Annotated in this window: 26 protein-coding genes; 11 read left to right on the forward strand and 15 right to left on the reverse strand. The window is 36.4% G+C overall.

All coding sequences use genetic code 11. The annotated features are described in order from the left end of the window. Positions 1 to 2 precede the first annotated feature (2 nt). From ACHABU_RS09520 to ACHABU_RS09535, 4 genes are all read right to left on the reverse strand, one after another. Entirely contained in the window at positions 3 to 1,280 is a 1,278-nt protein-coding gene (locus tag ACHABU_RS09520; RefSeq protein ID WP_435764602.1) for a dihydrolipoamide acetyltransferase family protein, read from the reverse strand. A gap of 25 nt (positions 1,281 to 1,305) precedes the next feature. Next, positions 1,306 to 2,283 (reverse strand): alpha-ketoacid dehydrogenase subunit beta, encoded by a 978-nt coding sequence (locus ACHABU_RS09525; protein ID WP_435764603.1) that lies wholly within the window; start codon positions 2,281 to 2,283, stop codon positions 1,306 to 1,308. 3 nt (positions 2,284 to 2,286) lie between these two features. Further along, positions 2,287 to 3,369 carry a pyruvate dehydrogenase (acetyl-transferring) E1 component subunit alpha gene (gene pdhA, locus ACHABU_RS09530; RefSeq protein WP_435764604.1) on the reverse strand — a complete coding sequence of 361 codons (1,083 nt, stop codon included), beginning with the start codon at positions 3,367 to 3,369 and terminating at the stop codon, positions 2,287 to 2,289. A gap of 411 nt (positions 3,370 to 3,780) precedes the next feature. Further along, entirely contained in the window at positions 3,781 to 4,443 is a 663-nt protein-coding gene (locus ACHABU_RS09535; RefSeq protein ID WP_435764605.1) for a YkyA family protein, read from the reverse strand. 265 nt (positions 4,444 to 4,708) lie between these two features. On the opposite strand from ACHABU_RS09535, the gene def reads away from it, so the two are divergent. From def to rnjA, 3 genes are all read left to right on the forward strand, one after another. Continuing rightward, a complete protein-coding gene (gene def, locus ACHABU_RS09540; protein WP_435764606.1) occupies positions 4,709 to 5,260 on the forward strand; it encodes a peptide deformylase in 552 nt (183 codons plus the stop codon). A gap of 541 nt (positions 5,261 to 5,801) precedes the next feature. Then, positions 5,802 to 6,011, forward strand: a complete 210-nt coding sequence (locus ACHABU_RS09545) for a DNA-dependent RNA polymerase subunit epsilon (protein WP_379497906.1) — start codon at positions 5,802 to 5,804, stop codon at positions 6,009 to 6,011. 3 nt (positions 6,012 to 6,014) lie between these two features. Beyond that, a complete protein-coding gene (gene rnjA / locus ACHABU_RS09550) occupies positions 6,015 to 7,682 on the forward strand; it encodes a ribonuclease J1 (protein ID WP_435764607.1) in 1,668 nt (555 codons plus the stop codon). 58 nt (positions 7,683 to 7,740) lie between these two features. Here the strand turns inward: rnjA and ACHABU_RS09555 are convergent, their stop codons facing one another. The 8 genes from ACHABU_RS09555 to cbpB form a co-directional block, all read right to left on the reverse strand. After that, a complete protein-coding gene (locus ACHABU_RS09555; RefSeq protein WP_435764608.1) occupies positions 7,741 to 8,409 on the reverse strand; it encodes a potassium channel family protein in 669 nt (222 codons plus the stop codon). A gap of 107 nt (positions 8,410 to 8,516) precedes the next feature. Further along, complete coding sequence (locus ACHABU_RS09560; protein ID WP_435764609.1) at positions 8,517 to 10,343, reverse strand: ABC transporter ATP-binding protein; 1,827 nt, start codon at positions 10,341 to 10,343, stop codon at positions 8,517 to 8,519. Between the two features lie 17 nt (positions 10,344 to 10,360). Then, complete coding sequence (locus ACHABU_RS09565; RefSeq protein WP_435764610.1) at positions 10,361 to 12,109, reverse strand: ABC transporter ATP-binding protein; 1,749 nt, start codon at positions 12,107 to 12,109, stop codon at positions 10,361 to 10,363. A 176-nt stretch (positions 12,110 to 12,285) separates the two neighbouring features. Continuing rightward, a complete protein-coding gene (locus ACHABU_RS09570) occupies positions 12,286 to 12,732 on the reverse strand; it encodes a TlpA family protein disulfide reductase (RefSeq protein WP_435764611.1) in 447 nt (148 codons plus the stop codon). Positions 12,733 to 12,874: 142 nt separating this feature from the next. After that, entirely contained in the window at positions 12,875 to 13,117 is a 243-nt protein-coding gene (locus ACHABU_RS09575; RefSeq protein ID WP_435764612.1) for a YkuS family protein, read from the reverse strand. A 69-nt stretch (positions 13,118 to 13,186) separates the two neighbouring features. Then, a complete protein-coding gene (locus ACHABU_RS09580; protein ID WP_435764613.1) occupies positions 13,187 to 14,308 on the reverse strand; it encodes an N-acetyldiaminopimelate deacetylase in 1,122 nt (373 codons plus the stop codon). 13 nt (positions 14,309 to 14,321) lie between these two features. Beyond that, on the reverse strand, positions 14,322 to 15,038 hold the full coding sequence (gene dapD / locus ACHABU_RS09585; RefSeq protein ID WP_435764614.1) for a 2,3,4,5-tetrahydropyridine-2,6-dicarboxylate N-acetyltransferase: 717 nt from the start codon (positions 15,036 to 15,038) through the stop codon (positions 14,322 to 14,324). A 136-nt stretch (positions 15,039 to 15,174) separates the two neighbouring features. Then, entirely contained in the window at positions 15,175 to 15,624 is a 450-nt protein-coding gene (cbpB, locus tag ACHABU_RS09590; RefSeq protein ID WP_435764615.1) for a cyclic-di-AMP-binding protein CbpB, read from the reverse strand. A 194-nt stretch (positions 15,625 to 15,818) separates the two neighbouring features. Between cbpB and ACHABU_RS09595 the strand changes: the two genes are divergently transcribed. The 5 genes from ACHABU_RS09595 (at position 15,819) to ACHABU_RS09615 (ending at position 20,120) form a co-directional block, all read left to right on the forward strand. Further along, complete coding sequence (locus ACHABU_RS09595; RefSeq protein ID WP_435764820.1) at positions 15,819 to 16,106, forward strand: ArsR/SmtB family transcription factor; 288 nt, start codon at positions 15,819 to 15,821, stop codon at positions 16,104 to 16,106. A gap of 10 nt (positions 16,107 to 16,116) precedes the next feature. Continuing rightward, the gene (locus ACHABU_RS09600; protein WP_435764616.1) at positions 16,117 to 17,046 is read left to right on the forward strand and encodes a cation diffusion facilitator family transporter; all 930 of its coding nucleotides are present in this window, start codon (positions 16,117 to 16,119) and stop codon (positions 17,044 to 17,046) included. A 953-nt stretch (positions 17,047 to 17,999) separates the two neighbouring features. Beyond that, entirely contained in the window at positions 18,000 to 18,857 is an 858-nt protein-coding gene (locus ACHABU_RS09605) for a metallophosphoesterase (RefSeq protein ID WP_435764617.1), read from the forward strand. A 100-nt stretch (positions 18,858 to 18,957) separates the two neighbouring features. Next, entirely contained in the window at positions 18,958 to 19,527 is a 570-nt protein-coding gene (locus ACHABU_RS09610) for an SCO family protein (protein ID WP_435764618.1), read from the forward strand. A 119-nt stretch (positions 19,528 to 19,646) separates the two neighbouring features. After that, positions 19,647 to 20,120 (forward strand): YkyB family protein, encoded by a 474-nt coding sequence (locus ACHABU_RS09615; protein ID WP_435764619.1) that lies wholly within the window; start codon positions 19,647 to 19,649, stop codon positions 20,118 to 20,120. Between the two features lie 229 nt (positions 20,121 to 20,349). Here the strand turns inward: ACHABU_RS09615 and ACHABU_RS09620 are convergent, their stop codons facing one another. Continuing rightward, a complete protein-coding gene (locus ACHABU_RS09620) occupies positions 20,350 to 20,685 on the reverse strand; it encodes a hypothetical protein (protein ID WP_435764620.1) in 336 nt (111 codons plus the stop codon). Positions 20,686 to 20,858: 173 nt separating this feature from the next. Between ACHABU_RS09620 and ACHABU_RS09625 the strand changes: the two genes are divergently transcribed. Further along, entirely contained in the window at positions 20,859 to 21,749 is an 891-nt protein-coding gene (locus ACHABU_RS09625; RefSeq protein WP_435764621.1) for a DMT family transporter, read from the forward strand. 39 nt (positions 21,750 to 21,788) lie between these two features. Here ACHABU_RS09625 and ACHABU_RS09630 read toward each other — a convergent pair whose 3' ends face one another. Next, positions 21,789 to 21,947 carry an FbpB family small basic protein gene (locus tag ACHABU_RS09630; protein ID WP_379496766.1) on the reverse strand — a complete coding sequence of 53 codons (159 nt, stop codon included), beginning with the start codon at positions 21,945 to 21,947 and terminating at the stop codon, positions 21,789 to 21,791. A gap of 129 nt (positions 21,948 to 22,076) precedes the next feature. Between ACHABU_RS09630 and ACHABU_RS09635 the strand changes: the two genes are divergently transcribed. Further along, a complete protein-coding gene (locus tag ACHABU_RS09635) occupies positions 22,077 to 23,240 on the forward strand; it encodes an aminotransferase A (protein WP_435764622.1) in 1,164 nt (387 codons plus the stop codon). Here ACHABU_RS09635 and ACHABU_RS09640 read toward each other — a convergent pair. Beyond that, a complete protein-coding gene (locus ACHABU_RS09640) occupies positions 23,237 to 23,416 on the reverse strand; it encodes a Spo0E family sporulation regulatory protein-aspartic acid phosphatase (RefSeq protein WP_435764623.1) in 180 nt (59 codons plus the stop codon). The genes ACHABU_RS09635 and ACHABU_RS09640 overlap by 4 nt on opposite strands. Positions 23,417 to 23,487: 71 nt before the next feature. On the opposite strand from ACHABU_RS09640, the gene lepB reads away from it, so the two are divergent. Beyond that, entirely contained in the window at positions 23,488 to 24,021 is a 534-nt protein-coding gene (gene lepB / locus ACHABU_RS09645; protein ID WP_435764624.1) for a signal peptidase I, read from the forward strand. Positions 24,022 to 24,304: the final 283 nt, after the last annotated feature.

Raw genomic sequence — 24,304 nt, forward strand, 5'->3', positions numbered from 1 at the left:
ACCTACGCCTCCATCATAATTAGTTGTGGATCATTCAGCAATCGTTTAATTTGGTTTAATGCTAGTTGCGCAGTGGCGCCATCAACGATACGATGATCAAAGCTTAAAGATAAAGCGAGAACAGGTGCAACTACAATTTCTCCATCACGAACAATCGGTTTTTCAGCTATTCGACCAATTCCTAGGATTATAGCTTCAGGATAATTCAATACAGGTGTAAACCATTGTCCACCAGCTGAACCAATGTTTGAAATTGTATTTGAAGCTCCTTTCATCTCGTCTGGTTTTAGTTTACCATCACGAGCTTTTCCTGCCAATTCATTGATTTCCTGAGAAATTTCAAAGATGGATTTTTGATCTGCATTCTTAACTACAGGAACCAATAGACCCTTATCTGTATCAGCAGCTATACCTATATTATAATAATGTTTTTGTACAACCTCGTCTGATTTCTCATCAATATAAGAGTTGATGATTGGGAATTTCTTGGATGCCGATACAAGTGCTTTAACTACATACGGCAAATAAGTAAGCTTGATTTCCTGCTCTGCAGCAATAACTTTAAATTTCTTGCGGTGTGCGACAAGCTCTGTTACATCGATTTCATCGTGCAATGTAACATGCGGTGCCTTCGTTTTAGAGTTAACCATTGCTTTAGCAATTGACTTACGGATATTAGTCATTTTTTCACGTGTTTCTGGATACTGCCCTTGTGGAGCTGCAGTTGGTTGTGACTGAGTTTCAGCAGACTCATTCGTCGTTTCCACTTGTTCAACTGGCTGATCGCCATTCATATAGTTTTCAATATCTTCTTTTAAAACACGTCCATTTTTACCAGAACCTGACACAGATTCAATCTTCACATCGTTTTCTCTTGCAAATTTCCGAACGGACGGCATAGCAATAATACGACTACCGTCTGTCTGTGTCTCGGGCTCAGTTTGTGATGCTTCTTCTTTTGTACTCTCAGCAGTTTTTTCTTCTTCTTTGGGAGCTGATGCTTCTTTTTTCTCTTCAGCAGGTTCGTCATCAGATTCATAACCTTCTGCATCGAATGAAATTAGAGTATCACCAACGATTGCTACTGTTCCCTCTTCAACATGGATTTTTGTAACCGTACCATCCACTTGAGATGGGATTTCTACAACCGATTTATCATTTTGAACTTCACACAGTACGTCGTCCTCTTTTACTACATCGCCTTCTTTTACGAACCACTTAACTATTTCACCTTCGTGGATTCCTTCACCAATATCGGGCAGTTTAAAATTAAATGCCATAGTTAGAAAACCTCCTTGTCTTTTTTTAGAAATTAATTACATCATTTACCTTTTCAACGATATCATTATGGTTTGGCAACCAAACTTCTTCAGCATCCGAAAATGCATAAACTGTGTCTGGTGCAGTTACGCGTAATACAGGTGCTTCAAGATGAAGAATTGCTCTCTCCTGAATCTCTGCAACAACGTTGGCTGCTACACCAGCTTGACGTTGTGCTTCCTGTACAACCACAACACGACTTGTTTTCTTCACTGACTCTATAATTGTTTCATAATCGATTGGTGATACAGTGCGAAGATCGATAACCTCTGCATCGATACCATCTTTTTCAAGCTCTTCAGCAGCTTTTAATGATGCATGCACCATAGCTCCATAAGAAATTAGGGTTACATCTTTACCTTCTCTTTTGATATCAGCTTTCCCAATTTCAACTGTATAACTTTCCTCTGGAACCTCACCACGGAAGGAACGATATAGTTTCATATGTTCTAAAAATACAACCGGGTCGTTGTCTCGGATTGCTGAAATCAAAAGCCCTTTTGCTTCATATGGTGTTGAAGGAATTATAACTTTGATACCTGGTTGTTGTGCAATTAGCCCTTCAAGAGAATCTGCATGAAGCTCAGGTGTATGCACACCCCCACCAAACGGTGCTCGAATTGTAATTGGTGCAGTATGATGCCCACCAGAACGGTAACGCAAACGTGCCATTTGTCCACTAATGGAATCCATTACTTCAAAAACGAAGCCGAAGAACTGAATTTCTGGAACTGGACGATACCCTTGTAAAGCGAGTCCGATAGCAAGTCCGCCAATTCCTGATTCAGCTAGTGGTGTGTCAAATACTCGATCTTCACCGAATTCATCCTGTAATCCTTCCGTAGCTCGGAAAACACCACCATTTTGACCAACGTCTTCACCAAATACAAGCACGTTTTCATCGTTTTTTAATTCTGTGCGCATTGCATCAGTGATTGCTTGAATCATTGTCATTTGTGCCATGATTTACTTCGACTCCTTTTCTTTATATATTTCCATTTGCTCCTGCAGATTGGATGGAAGTTCTTCGTACATATTACCAATTAAATCAGTAACTTTTTGTTTTGGTTGCTCTTCTGCTTGTTTAATAGCTTTTTTAATATCATCTTTCGCTTCATCAATCACTTTGTTTTCATCTTCTTCCGACCACAATTTCTTGCTTTCCAGGAATTTACGGTAACGTACAAGTGGATCTTTTTTCGCCCATTCATTATCTAATTCTTCAGTACGGTAACGCGTTGGGTCATCACCAGACATTGTGTGTGGACCAAAACGATACGTTAGTGTTTCGATAAGTGTTGGACCTTCACCAGCAATCGCACGATCACGAGCGTCTTTCGTAGCCGCATAGACAGCTAAAACATCCATTCCGTCTACTTGAATTCCTTCTATTCCAGCAGCAACTGCTTTTTGAGCTAATGTTTTTGCTTTCGTTTGTTTTTCAACAGGTACAGAAATTGCAAAACGGTTATTCTGTACAACAAAGATTGCGGGAGCTTTATACGCACCTGCAAAGTTCATTCCTTCATAGAAATCTCCTTGAGATGTTCCACCGTCACCTGTGTATGTTATAGCTACATTATTTTTGCCGCGTTTTTTCATTCCTAATGCAACACCTGCAGTTTGAACATATTGCGCACCAATAATAATTTGAGGGCTCATTGCATGCAGGTTTTCCGGGTATTGGTTACCATGAAAATGCCCTTTTGAAAACAGGAATGCTTGATATAATGGAAGACCTTGCCAAATCAACTGAGGTACATCACGGTAACCAGGTAAGATGAAATCTTCCTGTTCCAATGCGAATTGACTACCTAATTGAGATGCCTCCTGACCAGCTGTAGGTGCATAAAAGCCTAAACGACCTTGACGATTCAAAGCAATTGAACGTTGATCAAGGATACGTGTATACACCATTCGACGCATAATTTCCTTCAAATCCTCATCCGATAAATCAGGCATATCATCTTTATTCACAATCTTTCCATCTTCATTAAGAATCTGGAACATTTCGAACTGACTTTCAATATTTTCAAGTACATGTTTCAAAATTGTTCACCTCTTCCTTTCTTTATACCTTTTTTATTATTGTCTTTCCTAGCTTACCCAGAATACAAAAATTCCGTATAAAATATCACACATATTTGTTGTACCCTATTTCAGTTATTAATAATCACTACTTAAACTAAATGGTAACCTGTTATATTAATTATGTAAAGTATATTAGTACAATAACTAATTTAGTTAAATAATAGCTTACTTTTTTCTAATGGTCAATTAGTTTACAACTTTAACTCCTCAAAAGAAGGGAATTATTTCGGTGTTTTTGCTACTCATAACTTTTTGGCAGATAACTGTTATATTCCTATCTTGTATCTGTATTAATCGGGATACAGGCGGGCTTATAAAAGAAAACAACAAAAAAGACTGAATCATAATAAAGATTCAGTCGTTATCATATTAGTTCTGTTCATAGGATACAACCAATTCAGCAGCTTCATAAAATTCCTTTTTTAATGCATTGTATTCCAAAGTATGATTATTAAATTGTTCGTTCAAGTTAAGAACTTGTTCATAACTTTCGTTTATAGAATTAATATGTTCGGTTAATTCTTCCTGTTCAATCTCTTCCTGCTGAAGCATGGTATATAGCGCCCTCTCCAACTCAAGCGAAGTCACATAGGCTTTATTTAGTTTTATATAGGCGCTATATCGATCATCCATTACACCATACATCGTTTCTGCCTTTTCTTTTACTTCTGTATCTTCAAGATCTGAAATTAAATCCTCGATTTTTGCAAACTCTTCCTGAGACGATTCAATACTCTGTTTCTCAAGTTCTATTTTTTCTTCACGCTGATCAATAATGGATAATGCCTCATTTGATAGTTCCGTTATTTGTTCGAAGTCTTCCATACCTAAATCAATGATTTGATTATATATTTCCTGTTCTTGTACTTCCAAGTCTGTTATCGCGCTTTGTTGGTTTTCAAATTCCGCTTCAAGTTCTACAGCCTGCTCTAAATGGCTATGTATCTGTTCTTCAGTAGATTGACTACTGCATGCAGCTAATAATACAATCAGGATGGTAGGTAAAATAAATAATAAGTTCTTAATACGCACATTTCTTCCTCCTATGTGTTCTATTATCGGTAGTGTGTTTTTAAAGTATATCATAAAGTACGTCTCATAAATCAATGATAACCTTGTATAGAGCTCGCCTCTTTTAAAAATTTATGATTAATTCCTTCAGTATATGTTAAAATGTTAAATTGAAATAGTTAATTTAAAGAAACCCATTTCATATTCATATAGAGACCAACACTACTTGGTCATCTATTAAATACCCGCTATTATAGATATTATAACCAATAAGGAGTAATGCATGATGATAACAATGAAAGACATCGTACGTGAAGGACACCCTTCCTTGGGAAAAAAGGCAGAAGAAGTAGGTCTTCCAATAACCAGTGACGAAAAAAAATTACTTGAAGATATGTTAGAATTTCTTATAAACAGTCAAGATGAAGAGAAAGCAGCAAAATACAATTTAAGAGCTGGTGTCGGAATAGCTGCTCCTCAACTTGGAATTGAAAAGAGACTTATTGCGATTCATTTTGAAGACTTCAAGGGAAAGTTATATAGTTACGGGCTTGTTAACCCAAAAATTATTAGTCATTCAGTTGAAAAATCCTATTTAGCGTCGGGGGAAGGTTGTCTTTCTGTTGATCGTCCTGTGGAAGGATATGTTCCAAGGAATGCGAGAATTACGATAAAGGCAACAGATGTGGATGGGAATCCTTTAAAATTAAGATTGAAAGACTACCCAGCCATCGTATTTCAACACGAAATCGACCATTTGAACGGTATTATGTTCTACGATCATATAAACAAAGATAACCCATTTGAAATACCAGAAAATTCGACTGCAATTGAATAATTCACTGGGGTGTCTATCGTTCACAGACAGCTTTTTTACTTCCCGAGCGCAATTACAACGGGCAAATGTATAAGATTAATCTCCATGTAAAAGCTAAATATACGAGTAGCATTTGTAAGAGTTTATTACTATTTTTTTATAATTGATGTGTTTTTATTTAAATATTCCTCATTTCGTACTATACTGTATATAAGAGGATTGGACGGTAGAGAATTTTTGTTGCTTTTTTAGATATCTGAAAGGAGACGTGTGTCCTCATGCTGAAGCGCCTAAGAGAAAAGCTTAAGAAACGGTGGAGAGACTTTTTAGGCAAAGAAGGACGTGTACCTACTACATTTAAATAAGGCTACCAAGGATACAACCAATCACACCAATGAAGTAATCTATAGATTATCTGGTATTGCTACGGAAACATACTGGACGATGGTTCTAACGGAGAACAAATAACATCTAAAACGGGAGACAGTTATCGCCTGTATTTTTTGGCATAGCTTATTTCCTTGAACATAAAAAGATACAAAAATTAGATAGGAGAGATGAAATGATTTTTAAAGTTTTATATCAAGAACTTCAAGATGAAGTTCCAGTACGGGAACGTACACAGAGTATTTACGTTGAAGCAGATTCAGTTAGAGAAGTAAGAAAAAAATTAAGTGACCGGAAATATAACATCGAATATATCCACGAATTAGATGAGGCACATCTGAATTATGAAAAAGAAACCGGTAAATTAGAAGTGGAGAATATATAAAAGATGAAATTTGTAAAGAATGACCAAACAGCCGTTTTTGCACTAGGTGGATTAGGTGAAATCGGTAAAAATACGTATGCCGTTCAATTCCAGGATGAAATTATTCTTATCGATGCAGGGATTAAATTCCCTGAGGATGAACTTCTTGGTATCGACTATGTTATTCCTGATTATACGTACATTGTTCAAAATCAGGATAAAATCAAAGGTCTTTTCGTAACTCACGGTCACGAAGACCATATTGGTGGAATTCCTTACCTCCTGCGTGAAGTTAATGTGCCTATTTATGCAGGGCCTCTAGCAATCGGATTAATCAGAAATAAATTAGATGAGCACGGTCTTTTAAGAAGTGCTAAATTAACTACCATTCAAGAAGATGATGTTATTAAATTCCGTAAAACTTCCGTTAGTTTTTTCCGTACTACACACAGTATTCCCGATTCATATGGAATTGTCGTCAAAACACCACCAGGAAACATTGTTCATACTGGTGACTTTAAATTCGACTTTACACCTGTGGGCGAACCAGCTAACCTAACAAGAATGGCTGAAATTGGTAAAGAAGGCGTGCTTTGTCTCCTTTCCGATAGTACAAACAGTGAAGTGCCCGGCTTTACAATGTCAGAAAAAGTTGTAGGTCAAAGTATTGATGAAGTTTTCAGTCGTGTAGACGGCAGATTAATATTTGCTACTTTTGCATCCAATATTTATCGATTACAACAAGTAATTGAATCAGCAGTGAAATATAATCGTAAAGTTGCTGTATTTGGACGCAGTATGGAAAATGCAATTAATATCGGTTCGGAGCTAGGATATATTCAAGCACCAAAAGGAACATTTATAGAAGGAAATCAGATCAACAGATATCCAGCAAGTGAGATCACCATTCTTTGTACTGGTTCGCAAGGTGAGACAATGGCTGCATTATCACGTATTGCAAATGGTACACACAGACAAATTCAAATCATTCCTGGCGACACGGTAGTATTTTCTTCATCTCCAATCCCTGGAAATACAGTTAGTGTCAGCAGAACAATTAATAAATTATATCGTGCAGGCGCAGACGTGATTCATGGTAAATTGAGTAATATTCATACTTCCGGACATGGTAGTCAAGAAGAGCAAAAGTTAATGCTACGACTAATCAAACCGAAATTCTTTATGCCTATTCATGGTGAATATCGTATGCTTAAAGAACATATTAAACTTGCAGAAACATGTGATGTTGACCCGGCTAATTCATTTATTATGGATAACGGCGATGTTCTTGCATTAAGCAAAGATCAAGCAACAGTCTCAGGTAAAGTACCTTCAGGATCTATCTATGTGGATGGAAGCGGAATTGGTGATATTGGCAATATCGTATTACGCGATCGCCGTATTCTTTCTGAAGAAGGACTCGTTATTGTTGTCGTAAGCATTAATATGAAGGAATTCAAAATCGCTTCAGGTCCTGATATCATTTCAAGGGGATTTGTATATATGAGAGAATCCGAGGATTTGATTAACGAAGCACAAAAACTAGTTTCCACTCATTTGGATAAAGTGATGGATAGAAAAACAACGCAATGGTCTGAAATTAAAAATGAAATTACAGACACAATAGCACCATTCTTATATGAGAAAACAAAACGCCGTCCGATGGTATTACCTATCATAATGGAGGTTTAAAAGCTAATAAAAAGACCAGAAAGAGTGATCAATTCCTCTTCCTGGTCTTTTTTTATTCTTAATCGTCATCAATTACAAGTCTTCTTTCAAATCTTGATATATCCTTATCTGCTCCAATAACAATGAGTATATCTTCTTCTCGCAGTGCATCTTCCGCACTTGGAGATACGTTGATATCGCGTCCGCGCTTTATTGCTACAATATTACACCCGTAATTTGCACGGATATCCAAATCAATCAAGGATTTTCCAATCATTTTTTTTCCTGCTTTTACCTCAACGATACTATGTTCATCCGATAATTCGAGGTAGTCCAAGATATTGTTTGAAATAATATTATGAGCCAATCTTCTTCCCATATCACGCTCAGGATGTACTACTTGATCAACACCTATTTTATTCAGTATTTTTTCATGATAATCATTTTGAGCTTTAACTGTAATTTTTTTTATCCCAATATCCGTTAGAATTACTGTCGTCAAAATGCTAGCCTGAATATTTTCCCCGATCGCAACAATCACATGATCAAAATTCTTAATTCCAATTTCCCTTAACGTATCTTCATCTGTGGAATCTGCAATCACTGCATGATATGCGATGTTTTTATATTCATTAACTCTATCCTCATCAGAATCGATGGCCAGAACCTGCATTCCTTCTTGACTTAGTTCACGGCAAATACTTCCACCAAAGCGACCAAGACCGATTACAGCAAAATCTTTTGTCATAGTTTATCCCCCATTAAAAACGTACTCTCTTACAATAATACTAATTCATAGGAAAAGGAGCAACCTTCAGTAGGAAGATTGCTTCTTCATTTATGCATATCTACTAATTATATAGCATCGAGCATTGTAAACTGTGATTTTACAAGATCGAAGTATTTACCATGCTGCTTCATCAGTTCCTCATGATTCCCCCACTCTAAAATACGACCTTGTTCCAAAACAAAGATATTATCAGATTCGCGGATCGTTGATAGTCGGTGTGCGATGATAATTGATGTTCTTCCTTTTAATAACTTACGTAATGCTTTTTGTATTTTTACTTCTGACTCCGTATCTATACTTGCTGTTGCTTCATCGAGAATAATGATACTAGGATTAGCAAGCAGTGCTCTCGCAAACGATAGAAGCTGTCTTTCTCCGGCAGACAATATATTTCCACGCTCTTCTACTTCTGTCTCATATTCACTTGCCAGACGTTGAATAAAATCATCTGCGCCCACTACTTTTGCTGCCTGGATAACCTCTTCATCGGTTGCATCTGGACGGCCAAAACGAATATTCTCCATAATCGTACCTGAGAAAATAAAGGTATCCTGCAATACAACACTGATTCGTTGACGTAAACTATCCAACTTAATATCCCTTAAATCATGGCCATCGATTTTTACGAACCCCGATGTTGGATCATAGAAACGGCTGATCAAATTAGCTATCGTCGATTTTCCACTACCTGTATGACCGACTAGCGCTATCGTCTGACCTTCTTTAATATCAAGGGATATATCATGCAAGGCAATACGATCTTTGTTATATGAAAAACCAACATGATTAAATTCGATATGACCTTTCATATCTTTAAACACATAGCTATCTTTTTTCTCTTTTACATTTGGTTGTTCATCCAAGAATTCAAATATCCGTTCAGAAGAGGCCATCGCCATCAACAGTTGATTGTACATCTGACCAAGCCTTGATATCGGCTCCCAGAACATACCAAGGAAAAACGCAAAAGATACGAAGGTACCAATTTCGATCGTACCATTTAGTATCAAGTAAGCTCCAAAAGCAATCAGAATAATTGTCCCAGCAGCATCACATATGTCTACCAGCGGACGGAACAAAGCACTTTTTCTTGATGCATCTTTAAAACTGTTGAAATAACCTTTATTAATTCCATCAAAAAACGCAGCATTTTCATCTTCCTGTGAGAATGATTGTGTAATTCTTATTCCCTGAATACCCTCATTTAAATGGGAGTTTAAGCGTGATTGATGGAGACGAACGTCCTGCCAGGAACGTCTGATTTTTTTTCTAAGTTTCGTTGAAATAAAGAACATTAGCGGAATCACTATTATAACAGCAAGAGCAAGTGGCGGACTTAATACAAAGAGAATAACAATAATTCCGAAAAGCATTACTGCATCCATTAACAGATTAATGATTCCGTTTGTGAACAGCTCTTGCAAGGAATTAATATCATTTAAAACCCGAACTAATATAGACCCGGCCGAACGGGTATCAAAAAAACGATGTGATAGTCGTTGTATATGTGAAAATAATTTCTGCCTGATATCATAAATAACATTTTGCCCTAATATATTCACCCACTTAATTCGAAATGTATTAGCAACAAAATTGACTAAGTACATGATTGCAATTCCGAGTACTAAATATCCGAGCAACGGCCTATCTTCTCCTAATATTGCCATATCAATTGCAACCTTACCAATTAATATAGGTACAGTTAAACGTATAACGGTTGATATTAGCATGGCGATTATTGCAGCAGGTAAATATGTTTTTGAATATGGTTTTACAAATTGAAGCAACCGCCCCATTTGTGACCAATTAAATGGCTTTTCAATTACCTGGTCTACGGTATAGGAAAACCGCTTTAAGTGCCTGCTTTCTTCTTTCTTTTGTGCATGTGCCATGAATAGACACCTCCTTATTAACCTACTGTGTTCATAATTGCTTCACGATCCTGATACTGGATATTGTAGATGCGTTCATATGGTCCATTATGCTTCAATAAGAAATCGTGTGTACCACGCTCTACAACTTTTCCTTCTTCTAAAACCAATATTTCATCCGCATGTTTTAAAGAAGATATACGATGTGCAATAATAAATGTTGTTCTACCTATCATAACTTCCCTTAATGCCTTTTGAATTTTAAATTCTGTCTCCATATCAACCGCAGATGTTGCATCATCAAGAACAAGAATACTCGGATTGATACATATTGCACGAGCAATGGCTATTCGCTGTTTTTGACCACCGGACAGACCCATTCCACGCTCACCAAGCATTGTATCGTAACCATCAGGTAATTCCATTATAAATTCATGTGCCTGCGCTCTTTTTGCAGCAGCGATAATTTGATCGTCAGAAATATCTGGACTGCCGTAAGCAATATTTGCTTTAATTGAAGTAGAAAATAAAAATGGCTCCTGCAATACAAACCCGATATGACTTCTCAATGCTTTTAGTTTATAATCAGCTACTGGTCTGCCATCAATGAGTACATCTCCAACCTGTGGTTCATAAAATCTTGTAATTAACTGTGTAATACTTGTTTTTCCTGCACCTGTTGCTCCAATCAAACCAATTATTTTTCCTGGCGGTGCATCAAAACTAATATCCTTCAACGCTGCATCATCATCTTCCATATAATTCAGTGAGACATTCTTCAACGTAACGTGACCCTGGATTGGAACATCCACCGCATTTTCTTTTTCGATAATATCTTCTTCCGCTTCGAGAATTTCAATTAATCTTTCTCCAGATGCTTTTGCCTGGGAAAATTGGTTCACAATAAATCCAAGATTCATTAATGGCCCAAGGATATACCAAACAAGGCTGAAAAAGGCAACAAGCTCACCTAACCCCAGTCTCCCTTCCATAACCAGGAATCCCCCATATGCCAGTAATGCAACGACACAAACATTACCGATGAATTCCATGAACGGAAAATACTTAGCCCAAAGTTTAGAAGTTTTAAGATAGTTTTGGCGATAATTATCATTGCTTGAAGAAAACCTTCCAATCTCAAATTCTTCTCTCGACAACGATTTCACAGTATTCATACCACTTATGTTCTCCTGCACTCTCGTATTGAGCTTACCAAACGATTTTCGAATCTCCCTAAAGGCTGGATGCACCCGTTTATCAAACTTGAATACGACGATAGCCAGAAACGGAATAGCAGCCATTGTTACGAAAGCCAATGGAATAGAATAATAAAACATGATACTTAAACTAATCGAAATCAGTAATACTACTCGAATCAACTCTGCAAATCCTACGGAGAGAAAGAATCGGAATCCTTCTACATCGGCAGTTAAACGTGACATGATATCCCCTGTCTTCGCATTATCATAATAGCTGAATGCCAATGTCTGGAGTTTGTCATATAACGCTCCCCGTATATGATAAACGGTGGTCATCCCAAAAATATCCCCTAAATATTGGAATGAAAATGTCGATAAGCCCTTGAAAACCATTAATCCAAGAAAAGTGATACAGATCCATGGTATCAATTCATACCTATCCTGAAGAACAACTTCATCTATCGTAACCTGCAAAATAATTGGATAAACCACCGTGATAACTGTTACAAATAATAAGAAGAATAATGACCATAGAAAGTACTTTTTATGGGGCCAATAAAATAATTTTAATTTTTTAAATGTATCCATTTAATTCCTCTCCCTCTTTTGTACTTTTACCGTAATTATTAATATAACGGTTTCCGAAATAAAATGCTATACTTATTTCCAATTTTTCTAAATATTATTTAAATTATTAAGTTCTAAAGTAAAAAGCACGCTTACTATCTCAGTAAGCGTGCTTTTTATCAGTAGTTTGTTTAAGATTATGCCTTCAATACACGATTTAAACGTCTCTGGAGTGTCTGGATTCCATTTAGACCGGATTGAAAATATCTTAATTGGCCTTCCTCATCAAAAATAAAATAAGCTGGAACGAATTTTACTTGGAATGTTTGAGATAGGATTTCATCCTGGTCCACAAATAGTGGTTCGGTTAAGTCAAATCTTGCTGCTTCTGATCTAATACTATCAAGGTCATTATCCTCTTTGTTTAAAGGGGTGTGAATACTTATGACATTTAATTTATCTCTAAATTCATTACGCATTTGATTGATAAGTGGCATCGCCCTTTTACATAAATGGCAACTGACTGACCAGAAATAAATTAATGTAGGTTTTTTCCCCATTAGTAGGTCCTCTGTTTTTATCTCCCTTGAATTAATCCACTGTCCACTTGCTTTAAGGTCCGGCATACGATCCCTTATTCTCAAATTAAGAACCTCCTCGATTTCAAAGAATCCATATAGGAATCTTTTATAAGTTCTTATTTTATATATGTGCACAATACGTATTATGACACAAAAAAGCAGAGTGCCCTTTTAAGGACTACTCTGCTTATGCTTTGTTAAATATTCAACTTAATTTCGCATTCACCATTTGGCAAACTTCTTCAGCATTTTGCCCTTGAGCATTAATTACTGGGCCTTCTATGCTTGTGGATTGCATACCCATAACATCTTTATCCTGCCCGGAAATAACACAACAATCACAATTAGCTGCATCGTTTTCAGTGCGGAGGTCAATAATCTCGTGACCCATTTCCATTAATGCAGTTTTTACATCGGTTAATGTTCCTTCAACACCAATTCGCGCCATACGTATTTCCTCCTCTGAACATGTACATTGACAATCGTAGTTTATACTAAAATATAAACAATATACACATTAGTTCGTGAGGGTTTTCAACGTACTGATAACGGATTTCACACCTATTTCAAGTGCGTCTTCATTCGGATTCAGCTTCGCATGGTGTAAGCCGTATGGAGAATCAACTCCGAGCCAGAACATAAATCCAGGAATTTCTCTAAGCATATCCCCAAAGTCTTCTCCAGTCATGGCTGCATTGGCTTCCTTATAAGTGATATCATTTTCATCCATCGTTTTTTGAAATAAATCAACATAATTCCCTTGATTGTATACCTGATAATAGTTCGCACCATAATCCACCGTGATACGACAGTCGTGACTGATTTCAAAGCCTCTCATGAGCTTCTCCAATTTTTCTTTAATTATCCCAATTGTCTCTGGATTTAATGTCCGAATCGTACCTTCCAATCGTGCTGTTTCTGCAATCGCATTTTGGACAAAGCCACTTTCCATCTTTCCTACCGTAATCACGGCACTGTCCAAGGGATTTAAGCTTCTGGAAATAATTTGTTGCATTTGTACGATAAAAGAACTCGCAGCAACCGTCATATCATGTGATAAATGCGGGTATGCAGCATGTCCACCAAGACCTTTAAAGTCGATAAACAATTCACTTGTATTGGCGAAAAGTAATCCTTCTCTTGAAGATACGGTTCCTACTGGTAGTTCAGGAGCAATATGCAATGCAAATAAACAATCCGGTTTCCATTGCCGAAATTCATCCGATTGCAACATAGGTAAGGCTCCACCTGGGCCTTCCTCTGCCGGTTGAAAAATAAATAAGACGTCATCATTAATTGGTTCGGTAATTATTTGCTTCATAACACCAAGGGCAATTGTCATATGAAAATCATGACCACAAGCATGCATTCTCGCATCATGAGTCGATTGGAAATCAAAATCTGTTGCCTCCGTTATTGGCAGACCATCCATATCACTTCGATATCCAATTGTTTTTCCTGGTGATAAACCATCAATTTTAACAAGAATTCCTGTTCTCCATAATTTTATGGAAACACGATCCGTTTTCATGCTCTCAACTTTCTCCATTACATATTGTTGCGTTTTAAATTCCTGAAACCCCAATTCCGGTATTTGATGTAACTCTCTTCTAATTTCTTGTAATTCCTTTCTATCCATAGCCATCTTACCCTTAGTTATCCAGTTTGCGAAGCTCTTGTTTAATTTCTGTTTTTGATTTTGTTTGTTCATCAATTTCTTTTAGAACTCTTGCTGGTGTTCCACCAACAAGGGTATTCGGTGCAACATCTTGTGTAACAATTGCCCCTGCTGCTACAATAGCACCTTTTCCGATTGTAACTCCCTCAAGTACAACAACATTTGCACCGATAACTACATCATCTTCAACAATAACCGGCTTAGCAGATGGTGGCTCAATTACACCCGCAAGTACTGTACCTGCACCAATATGGCAATTTTTACCAACTGTAGCACGTCCACCTAAAACAGCGTTCATATCTATCATTGTACCTTCGCCAATTACTGAACCAATATTAATAGAAGCTCCCATCATGATAACTGCACCATCACCAATCACCACTTGATCACGTATGATTGCGCCTGGTTCAATTCTTGCATTGATTTTTTTCAAATCAAGCATAGGGATGGCCGAATTTCTACGATCATTTTCGATAACATAATCCGTTATAACCTCTTTATTTGTTTCCAAAAAAGTTTGAATCGCATTCCATTCACCAAATAAAACACCACTATTCGTTTCAACAAAGGATTTAATCGAATCATCCAATTTTAAATTATTTAAATCCCCTTTTATGTATACTTTAACCGGTGTGCTTTTTTTACTATTTGAAATAAAGCTGATAATTTCATTCGCATCCATCATTTTCATGTCTATTCCTCCTGATTTTATATAATCTCTTCCTTACTTTAGCAGACCGCATATTTACTCGCAAATATTTTAACAGTTAGTAGGAACGAACGATCAAAAAACAGCCTAACCATTGATATGGAAAGGCTGAAATTTTTTACTTTTTATACGAATTAATATAAATGTTTTTTTTAATTTCTTTAAGGATGGCTCTTCTCGTTAAAATTCCATCAAAGAATCCTTCCTTGTCAACGAGACAAATAAACGTATGATCAATAACCGCATTCAAACCATCAAGTAACGTATTTTCTCTTGTTAGCGTTGGGGTATTTCTGTCCATCACTTCTTTTACCTTCATCTCTGAAAGTTTTTCGATTTCAAAATTTTCTAATCCTAATATTTGATTTAAAATAACAGTTTTGCCAATAATACCAACAAATTTATAAGAAGCATCCAATACTGGAACGGCTGAATAACCTGATTTAACCAAAACTAATAACGCATGTTCCAGCGGATTATTCAATTGAACATGGGCTACTTTTTCAGAGGGAATCCTCAATTCATCTATGGATATCTCAACTAATTTTCTATCTTGTATGACACTCATTCTAACACACTCCTTTAAAGAAACTTTCAAACTAATCACTATTTAAAAAGACACAACTTTACCTATATATTACCATATCGCAAATTTTGATACATCATTTACGCTAAAACCATTGAAAAACCGATGCACATATTTTATAATATGAACATATGCTCATATATTAGAGAGGAGTAAACAACTTGCAGAATCATTCCATGGACGAACAATTAATTGAACACACATCTCAAATATTTAAAGCTTTATCCGACCCTACAAGAATTAAAATCCTACAGGTACTTCTTCACAAGGAATGTTCTGTTAATGAAATCGCACAACAACTAAATATGAACCAATCGACCATTTCACATCAATTAAAATATTTAAAACAATTGCATCTCGTGAAAAAGCGCAGAGAAAAAACAATGCTCTACTATTCGCCAGATGATGATCACGTGATGAACTTGTTAGAACAAACAATTGAACATACTAAACACACCCGTTAGGAGGTAACGTATGACACATCACCACCATCACCCAGATGAACATGGACACAATCATGGACATCATCACCATACAAATAATACCCGTGTACTGTTCTGGAGTTTTATTTTCATTTTTACTTTTATGATTATTGAGGTAATCGGCGGTATAATGACAAACAGTCTTGCACTGTTATCGGATGCCGGTCATATGCTAAGTGATGCTGCAGCGTTAGGGCTCAGTTTGCTAGCTTTCAAAATTGGCGAAAAAAAGGCTACAGGAAATAAAACTTTTGGCTATAGAAGATTTGAAATTATAGCTGCTTTTATTAATGGGATTACACTAATTATCATTTCGCTTTATATTTTCTATGAAGCTTTTCACCGGTTTGCCAATCCACCAAACGTAAGTGGAAATATGATGATTATTGCCTTCATCGGGCTTTGTATCAATATCGTGGTAGCCTGGATGCTCATGCGTGGTGATTCGAAGGAAAACCTGAATATACGCAGTGCATTACTTCACGTTTTTGGTGATTTACTTGGATCAGTTGGTGCCCTCATTGCAGGTCTTCTTATTATTCTTTTTGGTTGGAATATTGCGGACCCGATTGCCAGTGTGATTGTCGCTCTCTTAATCGTTATTTCCGGGTACCGGATTACAAAGGATTCGTTGCACATCTTAATGGAAGGAAAACCACAAAATGTTAACATGGATTCCATGATAAAAATCCTTGCCACGATCGAAGGAGTTGAGGATGTGCATGATGTTCATATTTGGTCAATTACTTCTGAGTTTTCATCCATGAGCTGCCATCTTGTTGTCAATGGCTCAATTAATCGTGATGAATTATTAACAAGAGCGAATAAACTCATTAAAACTCAATTCGATATTTCACATTGCACCATACAAATGGAGGGTATTCATTCAGGTTACCATAATGATTGTGATTCCTGTAATTGATGTAGTAGGTTGCTTACTATCATAATATGCTAACTATCCATGATTCAACTAATTAAAAGGCCCAATTGTCATCCGGCAGAAAAAAACAAACTAAACGTATTAACCTATTATCGGTTCGTACGTTTTCTCTATTCCCCTGTTATTTACAGCACCATCTGTCTTTTAGGATAATAGCAACTGAATATAAAGTCAAGTATTTTACTGATTATTTAAAATACAAAAACAATTGTTATTTTAGAATATGAATTCATGAATTTTATACATCTACACGTCTACATTCTAATCTTCTCATTAGGCTCTTTCCCTAATCTTTGTTACTTTATAATCCTCCCAGTTGAGATAAACTGCGAAGTAACTTCTATCTTTATTAGATCCTATCCACCGCCGTAACTTCTGGGTGATGTTCTAAGATGTGTGCTATTGCTACCGTCCGTGATCGCTCTGGGCGGATGCTTTCCGCGGGCACGGCCTCAGCCTCCTCGCGGAAAACCCACCGCTGCGGGGTCTTCGGACACGTGCTGTTCCCGCAGGAGTCACCGCCCGCCACTCACCCGGACTGGTGAAGCTGTATGCTGCTATTTTAACTATCATAAGTGCAGTAATTGTCAGCAACCTTCTAACCAGCTCTGGGAAATATACGAAGACTCCTGTGGGAGGATAGGCATAGGTGAGACACTGAAATGCGTCAGCATGAAGGGGCTCACCAGCCGCCCGCGGAAAGCGAAGTATATTTCCCAGAGCGGTCGCCGAAGTTACTTTTCTTGTTTCGTAGTTTATACATTTTATGACAAAAACAAAAATTTATTTCGGGGGGGATGAGTAACCGCTGTCCTAATTTTCTAGAGAACAGCCTTCATTAAATAGAAATACACATAGATTTTTATATAATATAAACTGCATTTCATGCTATACTCTAACCATCTGTTTTTTATTATCTGAAAGGTATGAGTAAGATGAATCGACGCGTTTTTTTGAAGAATACTCTCGGAAGTCTGATGGCTTTTATTGGCATCAGTGGTGGTACTTATTATTATTCCAGAAACATTGAAACTACTTTATTAAAAATTACAGAAGAAACGATTTCTTCTCCTAAAATAAACTCAGCATTTAACAATTTTAAAATTATACAATTTTCCGATACACATATTGGTTTTCATTACTCTTTGGAGCAATTACAGGAATTGGCAAATAAAATAAATCTTCAAAATCCAGATATTATTGTCTTTACAGGGGATTTGGTTGACGAACCAAATCATTATAATTGGGATTCCAGATTGACAACTATCCTGCAATCGATGAAAGCAAACCATGGTAAATATTGGATATATGGCAACCACGATCATGGAGGATATGGTACAGATATTGTGCATGACGTGATGGAAAAATCTCACTTCCATTTATTGCAAAACAATCATGTTTCTATAGAACAAGATGGATCAACGATAGTTATTGCAGGGGTCGATGATGTCATGCTCGGAAAACCTGATTTAGATGCAACATTGCAGCACACGGATCCAAATCTCTTTACGATACTCTTGGCCCACGAACCTGATTTCGTGGAAAAAACTTTCTCCTATCCCATTGACGTGCAACTTTCCGGACACAGCCATGGTGGTCAGGTACGTTTTCCTTTTATAGGAGATTTGTATACACCAGCTTATGCTGAAAAGTACGTTCAGGGTAAATACATTTTAAACGACGAAAAGCTATCCTTGTATGTGAATAGCGGAATTGGAACGACAAGACTTCCATATCGTTTTCTTTGTAAACCTGAACTGCATGTCTATACACTAAAATCTCAAATGTCATAAAGATTTCAAGGTTCAGCAAATAAATGTATGTTGTATTAATGATATAATAGCCTTGAAACCATTGAACGACCGTAATAGATCATTTAGAAAGGAAGATAGAATGAAGTACTTATTTTTGATATTTACGCTTAGCATTTTTTTGACAGCTTGTGGGGATTATCCAATTGAAACAACGATGTCACAAGATGTCGAAGCATTTGAATTTACTACACAGGATAATGATCAGTTAAGTCTTACTGAGTTAGAAGGAGAATGGTGGATTGCAGACTTCATTTTCACTAATTGTACAACCGTTTGTCTACCGATGACATCCAATATGGCCTCCTTACAAACGAAATTGAATGAAGAAGATATTGATGCACAGCTCGTATCCTTCAGTGTTGATCCTGATTATGATAGCCCAGAAGTTTTAAAAGCTTACGGGAAGAGTTATAATGCTGATTTTAGCAACTGGACATTCCTGACAGGGTATGACTTTAACACAATTAAAGAACTTTCCATTACGTCTTTTAAAAATTTAGTTGCGGAAGCGCCAGATGGAACTGATCAGGTAACACATGGTACTTCATTCTTCCTCGTAAGTCCGGAAGGTAAAGTTATTAAAAATTATAGCGGAGTGGAATCAGCAGCAGTTGATACGATTGTCCAAGATTTAAAGGAAGTTCAATAATAAAATAAAGAAGAGTTGAATTATTATTATTTTCACTCTTCTTTTAATTTCTATTTGCCAGAGGACAAGCTTTACGATACGATAGAAACAGAACAATTTTATAGAAAGGAGACGAGAACATGAAACGTGAAAATTCACTGCGGGATTTAGCACAAGCTATATTTACAATTAATAGACATGCGAAGACTGCTCCAGAACCACAGCATTTATATCAAATAAAAAAAGACGCCATTAGTAAGCTATTGAATGAAAAGAAAGCCAAAAAAATCGGACTGCATTTCTCTGACCATCCAAAACTTAGTAATCAGCATTCTACATTACTTGTTAAGGTCGATGATTATTATTTTCATATACCTCCATCCAAAGACGACTTCAAAGCACTGAAACATCTCGGTTCCCTTGATCAAAATTATCGGAATCCCCAAACAAAGATGTCATTGTCACAGGCCAAAAGAATTGTCTATCAATACATTGACTGGAAACCGGATAAGAAACCACAGACCAGACAAAAACGACAAATTTCTTCCTATTATACTCCTTCCTCTCTAGGAAAAATGGAATGGCCTCCTAGTAGATCACATCGAAATTATTAATTCAGCTGCTTCTCTCTTTTGCATGTTTTATTACCTTGTTATTTAGGGTAATGTACAAATAAAGGAGGCTATTAAATGAATTTATAAGATTTCATTTATGAACTTCATCGATATGCCGAGCAGACCCATGTTTTAAAGGATAAATTTGAGAAATTATCTAAACGGAGAAAGCTTTAATAATGGATAGAGATAAAAGCGCATACAGTCTAGGCTGTATGCGCTTTTATCGTCAATTCGTCTTTCTAATAAATCGTTGAATCAGAATCCCAACCGAATATAAAATACCGTAAACAGACATACTCTGTAAGGTTATTTTCATAACTACAAGCTGACTCATGTTTTCAGCAAAAAAAGAAATACTTAAAATTGCAAGTATCGCAAAAATACTACTGATTAAATAACTTAAAAATTTTCGGAGTTTAAATCTGATTGCCCACTCTACCATAGGCTTTGCAGCGTAAGAAATGATGATAATGCTTGCCAAACCACAAAAAATGTATAAATAATCTTCCTCTATACCAACGTTTCCTATATGTATGAAGTCCATTAAAATAAACGTTCGCAAGACAAAATCCCTTCCTTCTCGATGCATTACTCTGTAGACAAACCATTTTCGTACAATCATTCCATTCCAACAGCTTTAGCATTCTCTCCCTCTAATTATTGAATTATACCTTTATCTTTCCACTTATTTGGTATAATTACATTTAAATACGATGCTAAGGAGGCCGAAGTAGTTTGAATATCTATTATCTATTAATTATATTGGGAGCCACACTCTGGGGGACGATTGGCTGGTTTGTGAAACATCTGTATGAATTGGGCTTTACTCCAATGGAAGTTGTCACATTGCGGGCATGGACTTCTGCAATTTTACTGATTACATATATAATTATTGTTTCACCCAAGGATATGAAACTACAATCAATTCGTGATTGTAAATATTTTATAGGAACTGGCATTTGCAGTATTATATTTTTTAATTATTGTTTGTTTACAGCCATTGAATTATCAACCATTCCTGTAGCAACAGCTTTATTATATACTGCTCCTGCATTTGTAACAGTTATCTCCTTTTTTCTATTTAAAGAACCCCTAACTCGTTTAAAAATGATTGCACTTATTCTAACAATAATGGGAACCTGTCTGGTAGTAGGGATCACTCCTAACAGTATTCATAACTTGGAATTTGCCAGTATTATATTAGGACTTGGATCAGGGCTTGGATATGCACTCTACAGTATAATTAGTAAATTTGCTTTAAAAAAATACTCAAGCTTAAGCGTAACAACCTTTACTTTTATCGTTGCTGCAGTTGCACTTGTACCATTTTTTCCTTATTCAGAAAAATTTCTGTTGCTGTTTAATCCTACCGTCTTGTTTTATGCACTAGGACTAGGATTTCTACCAACTGCTGTAGCTTATATTGTTTATACTTATGGGTTGATGTATACAGAAGCTTCAAAAGCCTCTATTTTATCTACAATTGAACCAGTAGTAGCAACACTCATTGGTATTTTCGTATTTACGGAGCCTTTTACAGTTGTACAAATGTTGGGAATGGGATGTATTATAGGAGCTGTACTATTGATTCAACTATTTGGAAGTAGAAAGCTCATGTACAAATAGAAAAGCAGAAATGATTAAAATCATTCCTGCTTTAATGAGTTAATTTTTATATTCAAGTTCTTTTCGTTGAGCCAAAGCTATTGCTTCCTGTTTCTTTTCTAAACGCAGCTCTATTTGTGTTATACTTTCTTCATCATTTAGAAGCTCCTGTCTATTTTGTTTAACTAATTGTTCAAAGTTTAATGATTTTGGTCGCATATGTGACACTCCTTCTTATATTCTAATTATAGTATACCCTATTTTTCGCACTATAAATCGAAATTGTTTGAACATTTTATTAAGTTTTTGTCACATTTAAGGAAATATTTAAGAAAAGGTGGTTATTTTGTGGAAAACTTGTTGAATGAACAGGTAAAAAAGATACAAATTTCGGGAATACGGAAATTTTTTAATATGGTTGCTGAGGAGAAAGATGTTATTTCGCTTACAATAGGACAACCTGACTTCCATACACCTGACAATGTAAAAAAAGCAGCAGCTGATGCATTATTTTATAATAAAACGACATATACAAATAATGCCGGTATTATAGAATTAAGAAAAGCAATTGCAAATTTCAATGAAACCCACTATGGAATTAGTTATAATCCAGAATCAGAAATTATTGTCACAACCGGTGCTTCTCAGGCAATAGATATTACATTCCGAACTATTCTTTCCCCTGGGGATGAGGTTATTCTCCCAGGTCCGATTTATCCAGGCTATGAACCGTTAATTACACTGGCTGGAGCAAAGGTAGTTTATGCGGATACGACAAATACAGACTTTAAATTAACGAAAGAAACCCTGATGAATCATATAACATCCAAAACCAAATGTGTTGTCCTCCCCTACCCTTCCAATCCGACAGGCGCATCTTTTTCGAGGGAGGAATTACAGCAGCTTACGGATGTATTAAAGGATAAGGATATCTTTATACTAGCTGACGAGATATACAGCGAGCTTGTATTTGACAGGAACCATACTTCAATTGCAGACTTTGATTCTGTAAAGAAGAAAACCATTGTTATCAACGGTGTATCAAAATCACATTCGATGACCGGGTTCCGTATTGGATATGTACTTGCTCCTAAATGGTTGTGCAGACACCTACTGAAAGTGCACCAATATAATGTATCTTGCGCTTCATCAATCAGTCAATACGCAGCCTTGGAAGCATTGACAGGAAACACGGATAGTACTACTCTTATGCGGGAAGAATATCGAAAAAGAAGAGATTATGTATATAGTCGTTTAATTGGAATGGGATTGCAGGTTAATAATCCAGAGGGGGCTTTTTACTTTTTCCCTAAATTTCCAATTAAAGAAATGACCTCTTTTGAATTAGGTCTGGCTCTTGTGCGTGAGGCTAAAGTAGCTCTCGTTCCAGGTGATAGTTTTTCTATGCTTGGTGAAGGCTATATGAGACTTTCATACGCCTATGATATGGATACGATCACACAGGGGTTAAATCGTTTAGAAACGTTTCTACAAAATGCATCTTTACGTTAATCTTTCATATCTGATTTAGATTTACCTTTGACTTCCTCATAAAGATTTAATAACAAGTCAAGTTCCTGGCTGATGTGGACAGACTCGATATTGGTAAAACCTTTTTCCATGGCCACCTCAGTCATCTTTTTCCTGAGGAATTCAATGCGATTAAGAATATTTTCTACTGTATACATATAAAATAAGCCTCTCTATATTCTAAGATTAAATTCTGTGCTACTATTAAAGTGAAACCTGTAGAGGAAGGATGACTTCTGTGCCGGAAGTAAAAATCAAAAACGAATGGTATGAATGGGCAAAAGCAATTATAATTGCAATTTTAATCGCTCTTTTCCTTAGAACATTTATATTCGCTACTTCCATCGTTGAAGGTGAAAGTATGGACCCTACATTGGAAGATGGAGAAAGAGTAATCTTTAATAAACTCATTTATATACTGGATGAACCGGATCGTGGGGAAGTTGTCATCATTCAGAGACCAACAAAAAACTATGTTAAGAGAGTTATAGGTTTACCAGGTGAAACAATTGAATTGAATGGAAATAATTTAATGATAAATGGTGAGGAATATAGCCAAACATTCCTATCTGAGGAAGCGCAATACAAAACAGGCAATTTCGGACCGATTAGTATACCGGATGACAGCTATTTTGTAATGGGTGATAATCGTGCAATAAGTAAAGACAGCAGAAATGGGCTCGGACTTATTAACAAGGAAGAAATCATTGGCAGATCTGAATTAATCATCTATCCATTTAGCGAATGGGAACTAACAAAGTAATGTGAAGGGGTGGCTTACAACTGCCACCCCTTCTTATCTACTCATGATCAAGAACACAGTATCCTATGTTAACTACAAGAATCCCAAAACAAACTACACCAAGCAATAACTCCATGTAAGTGGCACCCCTTTCATTTTCCCTAGTGCGAAAAGTCATTAATTTCCTTTTACAATATCCAACACCCTCTATCATACCAATATCCCCACCCTAAATAAAGCAAAATATGATAAAATGAGTAAGAAATGCTGAGGCGACTGTTTAGGGGCGTATGAGCTGGACTGA

Origin of the sequence: Oceanobacillus sp. CF4.6, from assembly GCF_051262635.1 — a bacterium.
In the GTDB taxonomy this organism is placed as follows: Bacteria; Bacillota; Bacilli; order Bacillales; family Amphibacillaceae; genus Oceanobacillus.

What these genes read in the sequence shown, in the direction of transcription:
- ACHABU_RS09520 (WP_435764602.1), bottom strand. Translation starts at nt 1,280, where the DNA reads ATGGCATTTAATTTTAAACTGCCCGATATTGGTGAAGGAATCCACGAA.
- ACHABU_RS09525 (WP_435764603.1), bottom strand. Translation starts at nt 2,283, where the DNA reads ATGGCACAAATGACAATGATTCAAGCAATCACTGATGCAATGCGCACA.
- def (WP_435764606.1), top strand. Translation starts at nt 4,709, where the DNA reads ATGATAACAATGAAAGACATCGTACGTGAAGGACACCCTTCCTTGGGA.
- ACHABU_RS09545 (WP_379497906.1), top strand. Translation starts at nt 5,802, where the DNA reads ATGATTTTTAAAGTTTTATATCAAGAACTTCAAGATGAAGTTCCAGTA.
- rnjA (WP_435764607.1), top strand. Translation starts at nt 6,015, where the DNA reads ATGAAATTTGTAAAGAATGACCAAACAGCCGTTTTTGCACTAGGTGGA.
- ACHABU_RS09555 (WP_435764608.1), bottom strand. Translation starts at nt 8,409, where the DNA reads ATGACAAAAGATTTTGCTGTAATCGGTCTTGGTCGCTTTGGTGGAAGT.
- ACHABU_RS09560 (WP_435764609.1), bottom strand. Translation starts at nt 10,343, where the DNA reads ATGGCACATGCACAAAAGAAAGAAGAAAGCAGGCACTTAAAGCGGTTT.
- ACHABU_RS09565 (WP_435764610.1), bottom strand. Translation starts at nt 12,109, where the DNA reads ATGGATACATTTAAAAAATTAAAATTATTTTATTGGCCCCATAAAAAG.
- ACHABU_RS09575 (WP_435764612.1), bottom strand. Translation starts at nt 13,117, where the DNA reads ATGGCGCGAATTGGTGTTGAAGGAACATTAACCGATGTAAAAACTGCA.
- ACHABU_RS09580 (WP_435764613.1), bottom strand. Translation starts at nt 14,308, where the DNA reads ATGGATAGAAAGGAATTACAAGAAATTAGAAGAGAGTTACATCAAATA.
- dapD (WP_435764614.1), bottom strand. Translation starts at nt 15,038, where the DNA reads ATGAAAATGATGGATGCGAATGAAATTATCAGCTTTATTTCAAATAGT.
- cbpB (WP_435764615.1), bottom strand. Translation starts at nt 15,624, where the DNA reads ATGAGTGTCATACAAGATAGAAAATTAGTTGAGATATCCATAGATGAA.
- ACHABU_RS09595 (WP_435764820.1), top strand. Translation starts at nt 15,819, where the DNA reads ATGGACGAACAATTAATTGAACACACATCTCAAATATTTAAAGCTTTA.
- ACHABU_RS09600 (WP_435764616.1), top strand. Translation starts at nt 16,117, where the DNA reads ATGACACATCACCACCATCACCCAGATGAACATGGACACAATCATGGA.
- ACHABU_RS09605 (WP_435764617.1), top strand. Translation starts at nt 18,000, where the DNA reads ATGAATCGACGCGTTTTTTTGAAGAATACTCTCGGAAGTCTGATGGCT.
- ACHABU_RS09610 (WP_435764618.1), top strand. Translation starts at nt 18,958, where the DNA reads ATGAAGTACTTATTTTTGATATTTACGCTTAGCATTTTTTTGACAGCT.
- ACHABU_RS09615 (WP_435764619.1), top strand. Translation starts at nt 19,647, where the DNA reads ATGAAACGTGAAAATTCACTGCGGGATTTAGCACAAGCTATATTTACA.
- ACHABU_RS09630 (WP_379496766.1), bottom strand. Translation starts at nt 21,947, where the DNA reads ATGCGACCAAAATCATTAAACTTTGAACAATTAGTTAAACAAAATAGA.
- ACHABU_RS09640 (WP_435764623.1), bottom strand. Translation starts at nt 23,416, where the DNA reads ATGTATACAGTAGAAAATATTCTTAATCGCATTGAATTCCTCAGGAAA.
- lepB (WP_435764624.1), top strand. Translation starts at nt 23,488, where the DNA reads ATGACTTCTGTGCCGGAAGTAAAAATCAAAAACGAATGGTATGAATGG.